The 17,027-nt window shown below is 46.7% G+C and carries 16 protein-coding genes; 3 read left to right on the forward strand and 13 right to left on the reverse strand.

What is annotated here, in order from left to right; genetic code table 11:
• Positions 1–15 precede the first annotated feature (15 nt).
• The 9 genes from VFDL14_RS17240 to aspA all read right to left on the reverse strand — a co-directional run bounded on the left by VFDL14_RS17240 (position 16) and on the right by aspA (position 10,831).
• Positions 16–1,401: a class II fumarate hydratase gene (locus VFDL14_RS17240; protein WP_032549940.1), complete on the reverse strand. Its 1,386-nt coding sequence runs from the start codon at positions 1,399–1,401 to the stop codon at positions 16–18.
• Positions 1,402–1,413: 12 nt separating this feature from the next.
• Positions 1,414–1,794 carry a hypothetical protein gene (locus VFDL14_RS17235; protein WP_032549942.1) on the reverse strand — a complete coding sequence of 127 codons (381 nt, stop codon included), beginning with the start codon at positions 1,792–1,794 and terminating at the stop codon, positions 1,414–1,416.
• 195 nt (positions 1,795–1,989) lie between these two features.
• Entirely contained in the window at positions 1,990–3,693 is a 1,704-nt protein-coding gene (locus VFDL14_RS17230; RefSeq protein WP_032549943.1) for a sodium:solute symporter family protein, read from the reverse strand.
• Between the two features lie 11 nt (positions 3,694–3,704).
• Positions 3,705–3,971: a DUF4212 domain-containing protein gene (locus VFDL14_RS17225; protein WP_032549944.1), complete on the reverse strand. Its 267-nt coding sequence runs from the start codon at positions 3,969–3,971 to the stop codon at positions 3,705–3,707.
• 348 nt (positions 3,972–4,319) lie between these two features.
• Positions 4,320–4,946, reverse strand: coding sequence for a MarC family protein (locus tag VFDL14_RS17220; RefSeq protein ID WP_032549946.1), 627 nt, complete (start codon positions 4,944–4,946; stop codon positions 4,320–4,322).
• A 114-nt stretch (positions 4,947–5,060) separates the two neighbouring features.
• Positions 5,061–5,696, reverse strand: a complete 636-nt coding sequence (locus VFDL14_RS17215) for a response regulator transcription factor (RefSeq protein WP_032549947.1) — start codon at positions 5,694–5,696, stop codon at positions 5,061–5,063.
• 203 nt (positions 5,697–5,899) lie between these two features.
• Positions 5,900–7,711, reverse strand: coding sequence for a protein-disulfide reductase DsbD (locus tag VFDL14_RS17210; RefSeq protein WP_032549949.1), 1,812 nt, complete (start codon positions 7,709–7,711; stop codon positions 5,900–5,902).
• A 184-nt stretch (positions 7,712–7,895) separates the two neighbouring features.
• The gene (locus VFDL14_RS17205) at positions 7,896–9,203 is read right to left on the reverse strand and encodes an anaerobic C4-dicarboxylate transporter (protein ID WP_032549950.1); all 1,308 of its coding nucleotides are present in this window, start codon (positions 9,201–9,203) and stop codon (positions 7,896–7,898) included.
• A gap of 176 nt (positions 9,204–9,379) precedes the next feature.
• Entirely contained in the window at positions 9,380–10,831 is a 1,452-nt protein-coding gene (gene aspA / locus VFDL14_RS17200; RefSeq protein ID WP_032549951.1) for an aspartate ammonia-lyase, read from the reverse strand.
• Positions 10,832–11,114: 283 nt separating this feature from the next.
• Here aspA and VFDL14_RS17195 point away from each other — a divergent pair, with 283 nt between their 5' ends.
• A complete protein-coding gene (locus VFDL14_RS17195; protein ID WP_032549952.1) occupies positions 11,115–11,657 on the forward strand; it encodes an FxsA family protein in 543 nt (180 codons plus the stop codon).
• A gap of 112 nt (positions 11,658–11,769) precedes the next feature.
• Here VFDL14_RS17195 and trmL read toward each other — a convergent pair whose 3' ends face one another.
• From trmL to VFDL14_RS17175, 4 genes are all read right to left on the reverse strand, one after another.
• Complete coding sequence (gene trmL, locus VFDL14_RS17190; protein WP_032549953.1) at positions 11,770–12,249, reverse strand: tRNA (uridine(34)/cytosine(34)/5-carboxymethylaminomethyluridine(34)-2'-O)-methyltransferase TrmL; 480 nt, start codon at positions 12,247–12,249, stop codon at positions 11,770–11,772.
• 76 nt (positions 12,250–12,325) lie between these two features.
• Complete coding sequence (locus VFDL14_RS17185) at positions 12,326–12,943, reverse strand: superoxide dismutase (RefSeq protein ID WP_032549955.1); 618 nt, start codon at positions 12,941–12,943, stop codon at positions 12,326–12,328.
• Positions 12,944–13,018: 75 nt separating this feature from the next.
• A complete protein-coding gene (cpxA, locus tag VFDL14_RS17180; RefSeq protein ID WP_032549957.1) occupies positions 13,019–14,401 on the reverse strand; it encodes an envelope stress sensor histidine kinase CpxA in 1,383 nt (460 codons plus the stop codon).
• Positions 14,401–15,096: a response regulator gene (locus tag VFDL14_RS17175; protein ID WP_032549958.1), complete on the reverse strand. Its 696-nt coding sequence runs from the start codon at positions 15,094–15,096 to the stop codon at positions 14,401–14,403. Before VFDL14_RS17175 ends, cpxA begins: the two co-directional genes overlap by 1 nt.
• Positions 15,097–15,279: 183 nt before the next feature.
• Here VFDL14_RS17175 and VFDL14_RS17170 point away from each other — a divergent pair, with 183 nt between their 5' ends.
• A complete protein-coding gene (locus VFDL14_RS17170; protein ID WP_032549959.1) occupies positions 15,280–15,789 on the forward strand; it encodes a CpxP family protein in 510 nt (169 codons plus the stop codon).
• Between the two features lie 165 nt (positions 15,790–15,954).
• Positions 15,955–16,863, forward strand: a complete 909-nt coding sequence (gene fieF, locus VFDL14_RS17165; RefSeq protein ID WP_032549960.1) for a CDF family cation-efflux transporter FieF — start codon at positions 15,955–15,957, stop codon at positions 16,861–16,863.
• The last annotated feature ends 164 nt before the right edge of the window (positions 16,864–17,027 follow it).

The following is a 17,027-nucleotide window of genomic DNA, read 5'->3' on the forward strand; positions in this document are numbered from 1 at the left end:
TTTTATTGGGCTTGATTAGCCGGCAATTCCGCCTTTAGTCAGCTGGCTTGGGTTCAATAAGCTCGCCAGCTCTTCACGTGGGATGTCGGTTTCACGCTCTGCTACATCTAAGATTGGCAGGCCTTCTTTATACGCCTTTTTGGCGATGTCTGCGGCTTTTAGGTAACCAATAACTGGGTTGAGCGCCGTCACTAGAATCGGGTTCTTCGCGAGGGCTTCATCAAGGTTATCTTGACGAACGGTGAAGGTAGCTACGGCTTTATCTGCCAGTGCCACCGAGCTGTTGCTCAGTAGTTCGATGCTCTCAAGCACATTGTGTGCAATGACAGGTAACATCACATTGAGTTGGAAGTTGCCAGATTGACCAGCGACTGTGATGGTGGTGTCGTTACCAATCACTTGCGCTGCCGCCATTGCTGCAGCTTCTGGAATCACAGGGTTTACTTTACCTGGCATGATAGAAGAGCCTGGCTGCAGAGCTTGGAGTTCAATTTCTCCAAGGCCAGCCAGTGGACCAGAGTTCATCCAGCGAAGATCGTTTGCGATCTTCATGATCGCAACTGCTGCGGTTTTAAGCTGTCCAGATAGGGCAACGATCGCATCTTGGCTGCTGAGATTAAAGAAGAAGTTTTCGCTCGAACTGAATTGCAATTTCGTTGTTTGAGATAGGTTGTGCGCGAAGGCATCTGCAAATCGCGGATCGGCGTTGATCCCGGTTCCGACGGCTGTTCCACCCTGAGCGAGTGCTTTTACTGCCTCCAAGCTCGATTCAATCCCTTGTTTTGCATGGTCAATTTGGAATTTCCAACCACCTAATTCCTGAGCGAGAGTGATTGGCATGGCATCCATTAGGTGAGTGCGACCTGTTTTGACCACATCGGCAACCTGCATCTGTTTAGTGGCTAACACATCTGACAGGTGTGCAAGGGCTGGTAGTAGTTGCTTCTCTACCGTTAGTGCCACGCTGACTTGGATTGCTGTCGGTACAACATCGTTACTGCTTTGCCCCATATTCACATGGTCATTCGGACTAACATCACCTTGCAGTGCACGTGAAGCCAGCGTTGCGATAACCTCATTGGCATTCATGTTTGAGCTGGTGCCTGAACCCGTTTGATAGACATCGACAGGGAACTGTTCAAGGTGTTGGCCATCGATGATCTCTTGACTCGCATCGATAATTGCATGAGCAATATCGCCCTCAAGATGACCCAATTGTGCATTGGTATTTGCGGCTGCTTGTTTGATGAAAGCGAGCGCTTGAATGAAGCTTGCAGGCATTGTGTGCGAACTGAAAGAGAAGTTATCAGCGGCGCGCTGGGTTTGTGCTTGGTAAAGTGCATTGGCTGGCACTTTTACTTCACCCATGCTGTCTTTTTCGATTCGAAATTCTTGGGTCATGCTGGATCCTTGTTAGCCAAGTGGAGCTTGGACTTGTTGTAGGGTTTGTTGGAGCGGTAAATACTTTTGTTTACCGTTAGGTTGTTGGTAGTAGTGGCGCTTCAAACAAAATAGAGGCGTGTGAATCAAATCAAGGCAAACGCGACGAAAGGTCAGGCTGCGTTGTGGTGACTCGATGGCTTCTATTAGGTGAAAGAACAGCTGACGGAGGAACAGCTCGCACAGCAGAATGTTTTCATGCTCACTATCTTTTTCATACTGAAGCGCAAGCTCTAGACAGCAGTCAATGTAGCTTTGGACTGTTGATGGCTCATATCCCTCAACCACATCGGAAGCGAGAAAACGGTCTTGTGCTTTGTAAAAAGTGGAATAGATAAGTTGTTGTTGCTGCATTAATCTCTCACCATCGTTAATTAGATGTTAATGATAATTATTATCAAATGAAATATTAAAAACAACCCTTTCTTTTCATAAATGGCGGGACAAAAAGAAAAAGCCGACACATGACGCATCGGCTTTCTGAGAACCAGTGCCTAATCCCTACAATGTAAGCACTGGTTTGTTTTAATCTCTTGCGAGAGTTGTTGCTTAGTGGTCGTGAGCTGCACCAGCACCTTTAGGGTAACGGATGTTCTCTACCATCTCTTGTACATCTTGTGGTACTTCAGCTGTAACCTTGTTCACTGCGATAGATACTACAAAGTTCAGACACATACCTAGCGTACCGATGCCCTCTGGGCTGATACCGAACCACCAGTTGTCTGGCGTGCTTGCTGCTGGATTGATGAACTTGAAGTAGATGATGTATGACGCTGTGAATAGGATACCCGCCAACATACCTGCAATTGCACCTTCCTTGTTCATCTTCTTGTAGAAGATACCTAGGATAATCGCTGGGAAGAAGGATGCTGCGGCTAAGCCGAATGCAAACGCTACTACCTGTGCTACGAAGCCTGGTGGGTTAATACCCAAGTAACCTGCACCAATAATCGCGACCATTGCTGCCAGACGAGCGGCTAACAATTCCTGCTTGTCGGTCATGTTTGGTCTAAACCCTTTCTTCAACAAGTCATGCGAGATGGATGTTGAGATTACCAGTAGTAGGCCTGCGGCTGTTGATAGTGCGGCTGCAAGGCCACCGGCTGCCAGTAGTGCTACAACCCAGTTTGGTAGTTTCGCTAGCTCTGGAGAAGCCAGTACGATGATGTCACGGTTGATCTTCATCTCGTTGCGCTCATCGCCCGAGTAGAACATCTTGCCATCGCCGTTCTTATCTTCCCAGCCTACTAGACCAGTGCTTTCCCAGTTTTTATACCAGCTTGGTGCTTCTGCTGCAGGAACACCTTGCATGTCTGGACCGTTGATTGTCTCAATCATATTTACACGAGCAAACGCGGCTACACCTGGTGCTGTTGTGTAAAGTAGTGAGATGAACAGTAGTGCCCAACCTGCTGAGATACGTGCATCACGTACTTTTGGTACAGTGAAGAAACGGATGATTACGTGTGGTAGACCCGCAGTACCCACCATTAGAGCAGCACAGATGAAGAATACATCCACCATGCTCTTATTACCTTCGGTATAGGCGGTAAATCCGAGTTCTTCGGTTAACCCATCCAGTTTATCGAGCAGGTAAACATCCGTTCCTGAGATAGTTGAACCCATACCGATTTGTGGAAGAGGGTTACCTGTCATCATGATTGAGGTAAAGATAGCTGGCACAAGGAAAGCGAAAATGAGGACACAGAATTGAGCTACCTGCGTATAAGTGATGCCTTTCATGCCGCCAAGTACTGCGTAGAAGAACACAATACCCATACCGATGATGATACCTAGGTTGATATCAACCTCTAGGAAACGCGAGAATACAACGCCTACACCACGCATTTGGCCTGCAACGTACGTGAATGATACGAAGATCGCACAGAATACCGCTACCATACGCGCTGTTTTCGAGTAGTAACGCTCACCGATGAAATCAGGAACCGTAAACTGGCCGAACTTACGTAGGTAAGGTGCTAAACAGAGTGCAAGTAGTACATAACCACCTGTCCAACCCATTAGATATACCGCACCGTCGTAACCAACGAATGAGATGATACCTGCCATTGAGATGAATGATGCTGCCGACATCCAGTCCGCGGCTGTTGCCATGCCGTTTGCTACCGGGTGTACACCACCGCCTGCAACGTAGAACTCACTGGTTGAGCCAGCACGAGCCCAGATAGCAATGCCGATGTAGAGTGCAAAAGTGATGCCGACGAGAATAAACGTCCAAGTTTGAATATCCATGTTCTAAACCTCTAGTCTTCCTGTACGTTGTATTTCTTGTCGAGCGCATTCATACGCACTACGTAAACAAAGATTAAGGCGACAAAGGTGTAGATCGACCCTTGTTGAGCGAACCAAAACCCTAGCTTGAAACCGCCTAGTTGTACGGTGTTAAGCGCATCGACAAATAAGATGCCTGCGCCGTAAGACACTGCAAACCAGATGGCCAGCAGGGTCCCCATAATTCCCAAGTTTTCCTTCCAATAGGCTTGAGCATGTTCTGTTGATTCGAACGCCATTGCCTTCTCCTTTCTTCCGATTCCGTAGAATGTTTGTGTTAACGTAATGTTACGATTTGAAATATAGCAAGGGGCGGTCAAGGGATCTGTGCAACTTTAGTCGGGGCGAAAAGAGTAGGAAGTCTTTGTTTTATGGGGCTTACAACGCACCTTGACCCAAAAATGTGATGTTGCAATGTTGTTAAATTAGCCAAAGGTCTAACGAAATGTCGATTTTTGATGAGATAAAACTCAAAAGGAGGACGATTTTTATTTTATCGATGAAGATTCGGTGCGTTGAAGGAGTGTTTGGGGAAATGAGGGAGTGGAATTGCCCTCAGCCAACAAAGGCTGAGAGCAATTAAAGCCTTACAGGTAGAAGTCTTTGATACCCATCAGAAGGTTATTTACCGCAACCGCCGCTAGAATCAAACCCATGACACGGCTGATGATTGCGGCACCGACATTACCAATCACCTTCTGAATCTTAGTGGCGCCCAGTAGCAGCAGCAAGGTGATAACCAGCACCAACACCATAACCCCTGCGGTAATGCTCTGGTCAATCAGTGAGTAGCGGTTATTGTCCGTCAGCATCACAATCGCCATCATGGCGCCGGGTGAGGCAATGGAAGGTATCGCCAGTGGGTAGACAGCGAGATCCGCGAGTTGCTTACTGCATACCTCTTCTGAGATTTTCTGTTCTTGCTCTGGTTTACTCTCACCAAAAATCATGGTTAATGCGAATAACAGCAGCACCAGTCCACCGGCAGCTTGGAAGGCGGGTAATGGAATCTGCATCGCTTCAAGAAGCAGTTGGCCTGCGATAAGGAAAAAGAGTAGTACACCGGTTGCGATGGCGATCGCCTTAAGGGCAACGGCGCGGCGCTGTTTTGGTGTGAGGTGCTGTGTTTGTGATAGGTAAACAGGAACGGAGCCAATTGGGTCGATGACCGCCCAAAGAACAACAAACTGAGTAATGATGATACTAGTAAGCAAGGAAAATCTCCCAGAGTTGATGACAGAGGGATAAGGCCGCTAATCTGCAGCCTTTAGATTATAGCGGCTATTATTCCTTTTAAGTCATCACTGTGTGAGATGTTACGAAATAGCCTAACTTTCCGTTTCCATCTGCTGTAACAAGATAACCGCCTGAGTACGGTTTTTCACATCCAGTTTGCGGAAGATAGCGGTCATATGAGCTTTGATGGTTGCTTCAGAAACATTGAGCTCGTAAGCAATTTGTTTGTTAAGTAGACCATCAGAGAGCATGCCCAATACTTTGTATTGCTGTGGTGTTAGGGTTGCAATCTTTTCTGCTAAGTCGCTGCAAGCTGCGTTATTGGTGATCAAGCCCTCTGGGAAGAATGGGTCGCCGTTCAACACTTGATTGAGAGCACTCACCAGTTCGCGCATATCACTCGATTTAGGGATAAAGCCAAACGCACCATGGCTCTTCACCTGAGTCACAACGCTAGCATCCTCGCTGGCAGAGATAACAACAATAGGTAAATCTGGGTACTCAGCACGTAGCTGAATCAAACCGGACATGCCGTTGGCACCCGGCATTTTGAGGTCGAGCAGCAGCAGATCTGGCTCGTCTTCTTTTTTGAGAAGTGTCAACAAAGCGTCTAGAGAGTCCGCTTCTAGAAGGTTCGCGCCACTGATCGCCATATGCACTGACTGAAACAAGGCGTTACGAAACAGAGGGTGGTCATCAGCAATGATGATGGTATAGGTCGAGTCCATGACGTTCATACTTTTAACAATTTAGTTAACATTTATTATTGACCCGATTGACTATGCGGACAATATTTATGCACTAAAAGTCTGAAGCATATCCACTTTTGCTGAGAGGCGAGTATGGAAAGGTTTTATAAAAATGTAAAAGCCACGTTTCAGTTCTCATTTGAGAAATAAAACGTGGCTTGTATTCTATCAACGCAGTGCTGTTATAGCTGGTGGCTTTGCATGTGTTTTAAGAAGGTTTCAGCGTTCATAAAACCGGTCACACGAGCATTTGGAACATGGTTACCCTTACCGTCCCAGAACTCAATAGTTGGTAAACCAAGGACCTGCATTTGTTTAAGCAGTTCAATATCTTGAGGTAAGTTTTTGGTCACATCAGCTTGCAGTAGAACAAAACCAGAAAGCTTGTTTTCAACATCGGCTTGGTGGAAGGTGTACTTCTCAAACTCTTTACACGCGACACACCAGTCGGCATAGAAATCGAGCATCACCGGCTTACCTAACTTCTTCGCTTCGATAAGTTGGATCTCAAGCTCTTCAACGGTATTGATACGCGCAAACTCAATTTGAGCAGTCTGTTCGACACTCTTTTCTGCAAACCAGTAATTTAGTGCAGGTTGTGCAGAAGCAAACAGACCAAGCATGGCAATGATGCCGACTGCGCTCTGTTTCCAGCCACCAAACGGCAGGGAGTTTTTGCTGTGATACAACCAACCAAAGGCCACAAAGCCAAGCGCTGACCACAATACAGTTGCCCAAAGCTCAGGAAGAATGCGCTCTAATAGGAAGATAGGCGCTGCCAGTAGAATAAAGCCAAATACGATTTTGACCTTGTCCATCCAGCTACCCGCTTTTGGTAGTAGCTTATTGCCGAATACCGCCACCAAGATGAGTGGAATACCCATACCCATGGCTAACGCGTACAGAGCAATTGCACCGGTAAATAGGTCGCCACTTTGAGCAACATACAGCAGCGCACCCGAGAGTGGGGCTGTAGTACAAGGCGAACATACCAAGCCAGAGATCGCACCCATTGCAAACACACCTAGGGTATTGCCGCCTTGCTGCTTGTTGCTCTGATTATTGAGCCAAGTCTGAACACTGCTTGGAAGTTGCAGGTTGTAAACGCCAAACATCGACAGTGCCAATGCCACGAATAGAACACTTAAGCCAATTAGTACATAAGGGTGCTGCATTGCAGCTTGGAACTGCATACCCGCAGATGCCACAACAAGACCAAGCAAGGTGTAGGTGAGGGCCATACCTTGTACATAGATGAACGACAGCATCAGAGCACGGCCTTGGCTTAGCTTACCGCCACCCAACACAATGCCAGTCAGAATAGGGTACATAGGCAGAACACATGGCGTGAAGGCGAGACCAACCCCAAGAGCTAGGAATAGCAGCGGTGTCCACCAACTGTCACCGAGCTGTTCAGCAAGGCCAGCTTCTTTTGAAACTGGATCCGCGCTGCGCTCTTCTGCGATAGGTGTCGAAGTTGGTTGTGTTGATACCTCGGTCTTAGCAGAGTTACTGGCTGTATTCGTCGCGACATCTGTCGACGGCGTGAATGGCTCGATGTCGATGACACGAATTTCAGGTGGGTAACAGAAACCAGCTTTGGCACAGCCCTGGTACTTAACGATAAGCTGCGAGCCATCTTGGTAGCTCTGCAGTGGGACTTGCACAAACAGTGGTTGGGTATAAATGCTCACCTCGCCAAAAAACTCATCTTGGTAAGGTTGCCCGTTTTCCATCTCCACAGGGCCGATAGCGAGATTTTGACCTGTAAAATCAAGACTGTGTTGATAGAGGTAGTAGTCCTCTTTTACTTGCCAGTCGATAAGCACTTTACCGTCTTGCTGGTAGTAATTAAAAGGGAATGCCTGATCAACAGGAACAAAGCTATTGGCTGAGTCGAGTTCAAGTCCTTGGTCGTTATTGCCAAAGAGAGCATAGGCTGAATGGGACAAACTAAGCAGTCCAACACACAGCGTGATGAGAAATGCGCGCATAAGTGAAGTCATCTTGATTAAGTTAACAGCGATATTAACTTAATCAGACCTTATTGCTGACTAATAAGTTTCAAATTGCCGATTTTATTATAAAAATGTTTTCGTTATACCGGGCTTACTAGAGATAGCGGCAAATAAAAAAGGAAGCCGAGGCTTCCTTTTAAAAATAACAGATTAATTCTGATTAGATGAACAAGCCACCGAAGCCAAAACCTAGCGCAACTGCTGTCGCGATAGTCACCACACCTGGGATAAAGAATGGGTGGTTGAACACAAGTTTGCCGATACGAGTCGAGCCTGTGTCATCCATCTCAACCGCTGCAAGCAGAGTTGGGTAAGTTGGCAGAACAAACAGTGCACTTACTGCTGCAAATGACGCCACTGCAGTAAGAGGCGCTACGCCAATTGCCAGTGCTGCAGGCATAAGAGCAACAGTGGTTGCACCTTGAGAGTAAAGCAGCATAGAAGCAAAGAATAGAACCAGTGCCAGCATCCAAGGGTAATCAGATAGTAGAGCACCTGCTACGTCTTTGATCTCTGCAACGTGCGCGTTTACAAACGTTGAACCTAACCAAGCCACACCAAGTACACATACACATGCAGTCATACCAGAGCGGAATGTTGGTGCTGAAGAGATCTTCGCCGCGTCGATTTTCGTGAACAGTACAATCGCCGCTGCTGCTGCTAGCATCACAGACATGATCGCTTCATTACGACCTAGCGCTGGGTTTTCAATCAGGCCCACAGAGCTAGAGATCGCCGCCGCGTAGCAAACAACAAAGCCGATCGCCGCTAGGAAGATGTAAGTCGCTTTCTTCGCTGTTGGTAGAATCTCACGCTTTTCTTCTGTTGCTAGTTTGATGAGACCTTTCTCTAGACGTTCTTGGTATACAGGATCGTCTTTAAGTTCGCTGCCCATGTAGTTCGCAACAACAGCACCAACCATACAAGCGATGAAGGTTGTAGGAATACAAACCATCAGCAGTGTTAGGTAATCAACACCGAACGGCGCTAGCATCGCAGCAAAGGCAACAACCGCTGCTGATATTGGAGAGGCTGTGATCGCAATCTGAGACGCGACAACCGCAATCGATAGTGGACGAGATGGACGAACACCTTGGCCTTTAGCAACTTCTGCAATCACAGGCAGTGTTGAGAACGCTGTGTGACCCGTGCCCGCCATCAATGTCATCAAGAACGTCACGATAGGAGCATAAAAAGTTATGCGTTCAGGATGTTTGCGTAAAAAGTTTTCTGCAATCTGAACCAACCAGTCCATACCGCCTGCGACTTGCATAGCTGCAATAGCAGTGATAACCGACATGATGATCAGAATAACGTCGATAGGGATAAAAGATTGACTGGTTGGAACGCCAAGGATTAGCGACAGAGCGATAACACCCGCACCGCCGGCAAAACCGATACCAATACCGCCAATTCTGGCTCCCAAAAAGATAAAGAGTAGGACAACGAATAGTTCTACTGCAATCATAGTAACACCTCATTTTTAGATTTTATTATCTGAAAACTCGCCACTGAGTGTTCAAATAATAGAACCTTGGCTAGAAGCCGATGTAAGAATTTGTCTCGCTATAAAACCACTTCAAAGTTATGGTTAATCGTTTTCGGGACTAAAAAAGGGCTCCGTTGGGAGCCCTACATTTAAACTTACTCGTAGCGTTTGCCTTTATACTGAGGACGCATCAAGTTTTCAACTGAGAAAATGTCATCAAGTTCTTCTTCAGTTAGAAGACCGCGCTCTAGAACCACATCGCGGACGCTCTTACCAGTTTCTGCACAAATCTTACCAACGATGTCACCCTCGTGGTGGCCAATGTATGGGTTTAGGTAAGTTACGATACCGATAGAGTTAAATACGTGAGCTTCACACACTTCTTTGTTCACAGTGATGCCGTCAACACACTTGTCACGTAAGTTCACACAAGCATTGGTTAGAATGTCTAGAGACTCAAACATGCTTTGAGCGATTACCGGCTCCATCACGTTCAGTTGAAGCTGACCGCCTTCTGCTGCGAAAGAAACCGTGTTGTCGTTACCTAGTACTTTGAAGCACACTTGGTTTACTACTTCAGGCACTACTGGGTTTACTTTAGCTGGCATGATTGAAGAACCTGCTTGAAGCTCTGGAAGGTTCAATTCGTTTAGGCCAGCACGCGGACCAGAAGAAAGTAGACGTAGGTCGTTACAGATCTTAGACAGTTTAACCGCTAGGCGTTTTAGTGCGCCGTGGGTCATTACGTATGCACCACAGTCTGAAGTTGCTTCGATTAGGTCTTCTGCTGGAGAAACCTCTAGGCCAGTTACTTCAGCAAGGTGTTTAACCGCTAGCTCTTGGTAACCTTGTGCTGCGTTTAGACCAGTACCGATCGCAGTTGCACCTAGGTTTACTTCTAGAAGAAGCTTTGATGTGTACTCTAGGTTCTTGATCTCTTCATTGATCGTTACTGCCCATGCGTGGAACTCTTGGCCCACTGTCATTGGCACTGCGTCTTGCAGTTGAGTGCGACCCATCTTAAGAACGGTGTTGAACTCTTGGCTCTTAAGTTCGAATGCGCCTTTTAGGTATTCGATAGCATCGATAAGCTTACGTACGCTGTTGTAAACAGAGATACGGAAGCCTGTTGGATATGCACAGTTGGTTGATTGACTCTTGTTTACGTGGTCATTTGGATTGATGAACTCGTATTGGCCTTTCTCTTTGCCCATAAGTTCAAGAGCCACGTTCGCAACCACTTCGTTTGCGTTCATGTTTACAGAAGTACCAGCGCCGCCTTGGAAAACATCTGACGGGAATTGGTCCATGCACTTACCCGTATCTAGGATAAGGTCACATGCCGCAATGATGTGCTTCGCGACTTCACTTGGAATTACACCTAACTCTTTGTTTGCTAAAGCCGCAGCCTTCTTAGTCATCACCATACCGCGCACGAACTCAGGTACGTCCGAGATAGTTACACTTGAGATGTTAAAGTTTTCGATAGCGCGTAGAGTGTGGATGCCGTAGTAAGCATCTGCCGGAACATGACGTTGACCTAATAGATCTTCTTCGAGACGAGTGGCTTGAGGAGCTTCAACAGGAGCTTTAGATTGGGTAGCCATAACAGGATCCTTAGAGAATTATTCTGATAATATAATTAGTTATTAGCCTATTCTTTACGCGAAACTCCGTTCACCAGAATTTTAGGCTGATAAATCCGTCCTGACTTATGTGGCACATAATACTGTACCTAGCGCATAAAAATAGTAAGTTGATCACCTTTTTTGCTTTTGTTTCGTCAATCTTGTGCAAACTATTTGTTGAGGGCGGGACACGCTTATTTACAGGATAAATTTGAGTTCGTGAGAGCTTTCAACGTACACTGAACACAACAAAGGAGGGCTTGTGTTTCCTATCTTATTATTACTGTTTATCTTTGTGCCTATCATTGAGATCGGCTTATTTATTCAAGTTGGTGGCTTCTTAGGATTGTGGCCAACTATCGCCTTGGTATTAGTGACAGCATTTGTTGGTGCATCTCTGGTGCGTAGCCAAGGGATCCAGACTTTAATGTCGGTTCAGGGTCGTTTGCAGCAGGGCGAGATGCCAGCGCAACAAATCCTTGAAGGCGTGATGCTTGCTGTGGCGGGTGTACTGCTATTAACGCCGGGCTTTATGACCGATGCGCTAGGAATGTTGGTACTACTGCCAGCACCACGCGCAGCAATCGCGAAAAAGCTGATGGAAAAAATGGTAGTGAAGAATGTATCAGGTGGCTTCCACGCCGGTGGCCATGCTGGTTTTGGTCAGAGCCCATTTGGTGAAGACCCGTTTAACTCAGGTTCGTTTAAGCAAGACCCATTTGACCAATCAAAAGGTGGCAACACCTTTGAAGGTGAGTTTGAGAAGAAAGACGACGATAACAACGACCGTAACCGTTTGAACTAATTTCTATCTCATCACCAAAAAGGCTCTCTCCTTTATTCTTTACTAGAACAAAAGGAGAGAGCCTTTTTTATTGTCGCTCGAGAGTATTGTGGTCTAAGTCGGTTACTCTGACTTAAACTGCGCCTTCAAAGCCCATTTGTCGCCATGCTTCAAACGCGATAATCGCAACGGCATTCGATAGGTTCAGACTGCGAGCATCTGGCATCATTGGAATGCGAATACGCTGCTCCATTGGCATACTTTCAATTAACTCTGCTGGTAGGCCGCGCGTTTCAGGGCCAAACATTAGAACATCACCTTGTTGGAACTTCGCATCTACGTGATGGCCTGTGGTTTTTGTCGTGCAGGCGAAGATGCGGAATTCACCCTCGCGTTCGTTCTCTAGATACTCTAGAAATGCTTCAAGGTTCTTGTGACGTTTTACGCGAGCGAGGTCGTGGTAGTCCAAACCAGCGCGGCGTACCTTTTTCTCTTCTAAATCAAAACCGAGCGGTTCAATCAGGTGTAGGTTGGCACCACAGTTAGCACAAAGGCGAATGATGTTACCTGTGTTAGGTGCAATTTCAGGTTCGTAAAGCGCGATATCAAACATACTGGTTCACTAGATAGATAAAAAGTAGCCTGAGTATACGGTGGCAGGCTGAGTGAGTACAGTTGCCACCGAACGATTACGCTTTGTTTGCTAGTGCCTGTGCGTAGTTTTCTGCAACGGCATCCCAGTTCACGACATTCCACCATGCATTGATGTAGTCAGGACGGCGGTTCTGGTAGCTGATGTAGTAAGCGTGTTCCCAAACGTCGAGCGCTAGAATTGGCTCACCTTGGCTATCTACTGCGTCCATCCAAGGGTTATCTTGGTTAGACGTAGAGACGATTTTCAGCGCACCATCTTTAACGACAAGCCAAGCGAAGCCTGAGCCAAAGGTGTTGATAGCGGCTTGAGCGAACTGATCCTTAAAGCTCTCTAAGTCTCCAAACGTTGCAAGAATGTCTTTGGCTAGGTCACCACTCGGTTCGCCGCCACCATCTTTAGACATGCAGTTCCAGTAAAGGATATGGTTGTAGTAGCCACCACCGTTATTACGTACTGCTGGTGAATGCTTAGAGATGTTGGCAAAAATTTCTGTGAGAGGCTGTGTCTCTAAATCGGTACCTGAAATCGCTGCCATGAACTTATCGTAATAGGTTCTATGGTGCTTACTGTAGTGAACCTCCATTGTTTTAGCATCAATGTAAGGCTCTAAAGCATCGTAAGCATATGGCAGTTCTGGAAAGGTGTGTGACATGGTAAATCCTCCTTAATTAGAGGATTTACCTTAATGATAATGAGATCTATTATCAACTAGATCTTTGTAAGGTTATTACAAAGGTATGATCGGCAGAGTGATTTCGACCTGCAATCCACCCAATGAGCTACGACTGGCTGTGATGGTACCACTATGCTGGCGAATCGCACTTTCAGTGATGGTTAATCCTAGCCCTGTGCCACCAGAGTTTCGATCGCGTGCGGTTGAGACTCGATAGAATGGTCGGAATATCGATTCAAGCTCCGCCTCTGGGACGCCATCGCCATTGTCATTGACCTGAATCGTCAGCTGGTCTTGCTTGACGCTCATCTGTACATCGACCTTATCTTTACCGTAGTAGATGGCATTGCGGATGATGTTATCAAGCGCGCTCATCAATAGCTTAGGGTTACCTGAGATCGAACGTTCTGGAATCTCAGAGAAGGTGAGGCTCTTGCTCATCTGCTCAGCTTCGAATTCCGCATCTTTTAGGATCTCCTCCCACAGGCTCGAAAGTGGCTGAATCTCTCGTGTGATGTGGCTATCAACCTGCATACGCGACAATGTTAGCAGTTCACTGATCATCTGCTCCAATCGCTGCGCTTCAGTATCAATACGCTCCAACTCTTGGCTTTCGCCCTGCTTACGAATAGCGAGTGCATTGGCCATTCTTAGGCGTGTTAAAGGGGATCGCAGTTCATGTGAGATGTCTGAAAGCAATCGCTGTTGCCCAGAGATCATCTGATTAACGGCCTCGACCATCTGGTTGAAGCTTTCTCCAGCTTGGCGGAACTCAGAAGTCCCTTTTTCAAGGGTTGGGTCGACCTCAAACTCGCCTTTCGCTACTCGTTGAGCGGCGCGCTCTAGTCGTCGAGCTGGCTGACTGAGAGCCCAAGCAAGCCACAAAAGCAGCGGGGTACTAGCAAGCATTACCGCGAGGAGCAGCTGCAGTGGTTTATCGAACAATCTTAATAGGAAAGGCGGTGGCTGATTCCATTTAACACTGACGTACATCATCAGGTCTTCATTGGCCAATACCACAGGAACCGGGCCTGCCACCATGTAATGTCCATACAGTTTCTGCTTGGGCACTTCTGGGTTATCAATGGTGGTTACAAAGTTGCGGATCGCTTTAACTTTGTAGTTAGAGTGGCGCTTGGTGGTCAAGACGCTACCATCTAAATCGGTCAGGTAGATGCGTGGGCGAGAGTCTTTACGGCTGCGAGGTGGCCCCTCAAGCTGGAAAACAATCTTGCCAAGGTTGTCTTCACCCGCGAAGCGTTTTTCGGTCGCCTTAGCGATGCGAGTGAGTTTGTCGTAGTGTTCTGCAGGAACATCTCGCGCAACACGCGGATCTAGGTGTGGCAGAGAGAGCACTGATAAAAGCACCAGTAACATGGTGAACCAAAAAATAGCAAAGATACGTCCATATAAGCTGGTGATTTTAGGTAAGCGCATTAATCTTCCTCAACAAATAGGTAGCCACGGCCACGCAGGGTCTTAATGCGTGCTTTGCCGTCAGGGCGTTCTGGAACTTTCTTTCTCAAGTTAGAGATGTGCATATCGATAGCGCGGTCAAAGGCAGCCAATCTTTTTCCTAGAACATCTAAACTGAGTGACTCTTTGGTGATCACTTGCCCCGGGTTCTGAATTAGATGACTTAAGAGAGCGAACTCAGTGGTGGTGAGATCCAGCAGTTGCTCGTTACAGTAAGCTTCTTGCTTGCCTGGATATACCGCTAAGTCTTGGTAGCGGACACAGTCGCTGCTGGTTGTTTTCTCTGTGTTGCCGTTTGATTGAGTGCGTCGCAAGATGGCACGAATGCGCGCCAGCAGTTCACGATCACTGAATGGCTTTGGTAGGTAGTCATCAGCGCCTAGCTCGAGTCCAATCACGCGGTCGATCTCTTCACCTTTCGCTGTCAGCATTAATACAGGGGTCTCCCAGGACTCACGCAACTTCTTGAGAGTCTCCATCCCATTGAGCTTAGGCATCATCACATCTAATAAGATAAGGTCGATGTCGTTATTGATGGCCTCGAGACCGGCATAGCCATCGTTGGCTTCCGTTACTGTAAAGCCTTCAAAGCTTAAAATGTCTTTTAACAGACTGGTCAGTTCCGTGTCGTCATCAATAAGAAGGATATTTGCCATAGGGAGAACCTTGTTGTGTTGTTTACACCTAAATAATAACTGCTAACTATTCGTCAATTTGCACTCTTTACGATTCTTTACGCTTTCTACACGTTGCTTTACGTGTGAGCTTCTATTCTATACTCAAGCGCTGACCAACAGACGCAGACACACAAATGATTATACCAATTTGAGGCAAAGATTATGAAAATGACTAAGAAACTTGTACTAGCAGCTGCAGCTCTTCCACTAGTGTTTGGTACAGCAAGTGCGTATGCGTATGGTGGTGGCGACAAAGGTGGCCATAAAGGTATGCACGGTAAATGCGGTGGTTTCGATAAGAAAATCATGCGTCAACTAGACCTAACAGATGCACAAAAAGACCAGCTTAAAGAGATGCGCGAAGCAGACCGAGCGGCGATGAAAGAGAAGCGTTCTGCGAACAAAGCTGAAAAAATGGCTGAGATGAAGGCACACCGTGAACAGGTTCAAGCATTGGTTCTGGCAGATACCTTCGATGAAGCAGCAGCGAACGAACTGGCTAGCCAAATGGTGGAGAAACAGACTGAGCGTCGCGTCGCTATGTTGAAAAAGCAGCACGAAATGATGAGCGTTCTGACTCCCGAGCAAAAAACAAAGTTTACTGAACTGCAACAAGAGCGTATGGCTAAGTGTGTAGAGAAAATGGAAAAGCGTGCTAACAAAGACAGCTAATCACTGAGCGTGACACCACACGTGAGTTAGATGAGCAAAACGAAAGAAGCGACCATGCGTCGCTTTTTTTGATCGCGATTACAAAAATTTAAGTGATTGACTGTCATATTCAATCGGTTGTTGTCAGGTTATACTTTGTGCAATAGATCAAACAATAGTCAGAATATGAAAGCAGAATACGCTCGTCTTGTGACACTTGCGGCTTGGGCAGCCACTATCGTCGCGACCTTCTTATTGGTCGTAAAAGTTGCCGTTTGGTGGGTGACAGGTTCGGTGAGTCTATTGGCCTCGGTGGTCGACTCACTGCTCGATATCGCCGCCTCGTTAGTCAATCTCTTGGTGGTGCGTTATTCGCTGCAACCCGCTGATAGGGAACATACCTTCGGTCATGGTAAGGCCGAATCATTGGCGGCGTTGGCACAGGCGATGTTTATCTCTGGATCGGCCTGTTTCCTTATCTTAAACGGCGTCGAACGCTTCTTTAGACCTCAAGAGCTTAACTCACCAGAGCTGGGTATCTATGTCAGTCTGTTTGCCATCTTTGTGACCTTTGCTCTGGTTCGTTTCCAACAACACGTGGTGAAGAAAACCGGAAGCCAAGCCATCGCAGCAGATTCTCTCCATTATCAATCTGACCTTTATATGAATGCAGCCATTATGTTGGCTCTAGGCTTGAGCTGGCTTGGTTTTAGTCATGCCGACCCTATTTTTGCTGTGGCGATTGGCGGCTATATTCTTTATAGCGCTTACCAGATGGCAATGGAGGCGATTCAGTCTCTGCTCGATAGAAAACTACCCGATGAAGAGTTGACTCAAATTAAGGAAGCTGCGTTGAGTATTGAAGGAGTCTTAGGGGTTCATCAATTAAGAACTCGACGCTCCGGTCCAGTGCGTTTTATTCAGCTGCATTTAGAGCTGCAAGATGAGATGCCACTTATTGAAGCGCATCGCATTTCCGATGAAGTTGAGGACAAGTTGTTGTCGGTTTTCCCGGATGCTGATGTACTGATCCACCAAGATCCATATTCGGTGGTGTTTGGCCCAGAGAAGCAACAAAAGTTTCAATCTTGGTAGCGAGAGACTCGACTTGGCCTAAATGGTAAGTGGGGGATTTTTGGGCTACATTGACTAAAATTCACTAATACTTTGGTGATATAAAAATCAGCCAATAACAATTAATGTTGATTCTGATGTGAATCAACAAAGTTATTGAGTAAAACTGTAATACTCCTACAGAA

The organism is Vibrio fortis, assembly GCF_000695685.1.
Classification (GTDB): Bacteria; Pseudomonadota; Gammaproteobacteria; order Enterobacterales; family Vibrionaceae; genus Vibrio; species Vibrio fortis_A.

Bases quoted from the DNA above. Each gene is read 5' to 3' on its own strand.
- VFDL14_RS17240 (WP_032549940.1), bottom strand. From the start codon at position 1,401: ATGACCCAAGAATTTCGAATCGAAAAAGACAGCATGGGTGAAGTAAAA.
- VFDL14_RS17235 (WP_032549942.1), bottom strand. From the start codon at position 1,794: ATGCAGCAACAACAACTTATCTATTCCACTTTTTACAAAGCACAAGAC.
- VFDL14_RS17230 (WP_032549943.1), bottom strand. From the start codon at position 3,693: ATGGATATTCAAACTTGGACGTTTATTCTCGTCGGCATCACTTTTGCA.
- VFDL14_RS17225 (WP_032549944.1), bottom strand. From the start codon at position 3,971: ATGGCGTTCGAATCAACAGAACATGCTCAAGCCTATTGGAAGGAAAAC.
- VFDL14_RS17215 (WP_032549947.1), bottom strand. From the start codon at position 5,696: ATGGACTCGACCTATACCATCATCATTGCTGATGACCACCCTCTGTTT.
- VFDL14_RS17210 (WP_032549949.1), bottom strand. From the start codon at position 7,711: ATGCGCGCATTTCTCATCACGCTGTGTGTTGGACTGCTTAGTTTGTCC.
- VFDL14_RS17205 (WP_032549950.1), bottom strand. From the start codon at position 9,203: ATGATTGCAGTAGAACTATTCGTTGTCCTACTCTTTATCTTTTTGGGA.
- aspA (WP_032549951.1), bottom strand. From the start codon at position 10,831: ATGGCTACCCAATCTAAAGCTCCTGTTGAAGCTCCTCAAGCCACTCGT.
- trmL (WP_032549953.1), bottom strand. From the start codon at position 12,249: ATGTTTGATATCGCGCTTTACGAACCTGAAATTGCACCTAACACAGGT.
- VFDL14_RS17185 (WP_032549955.1), bottom strand. From the start codon at position 12,943: ATGTCACACACCTTTCCAGAACTGCCATATGCTTACGATGCTTTAGAG.
- cpxA (WP_032549957.1), bottom strand. From the start codon at position 14,401: ATGCGCTTACCTAAAATCACCAGCTTATATGGACGTATCTTTGCTATT.
- VFDL14_RS17175 (WP_032549958.1), bottom strand. From the start codon at position 15,096: ATGGCAAATATCCTTCTTATTGATGACGACACGGAACTGACCAGTCTG.
- VFDL14_RS17170 (WP_032549959.1), top strand. From the start codon at position 15,280: ATGAAAATGACTAAGAAACTTGTACTAGCAGCTGCAGCTCTTCCACTA.
- fieF (WP_032549960.1), top strand. From the start codon at position 15,955: ATGAAAGCAGAATACGCTCGTCTTGTGACACTTGCGGCTTGGGCAGCC.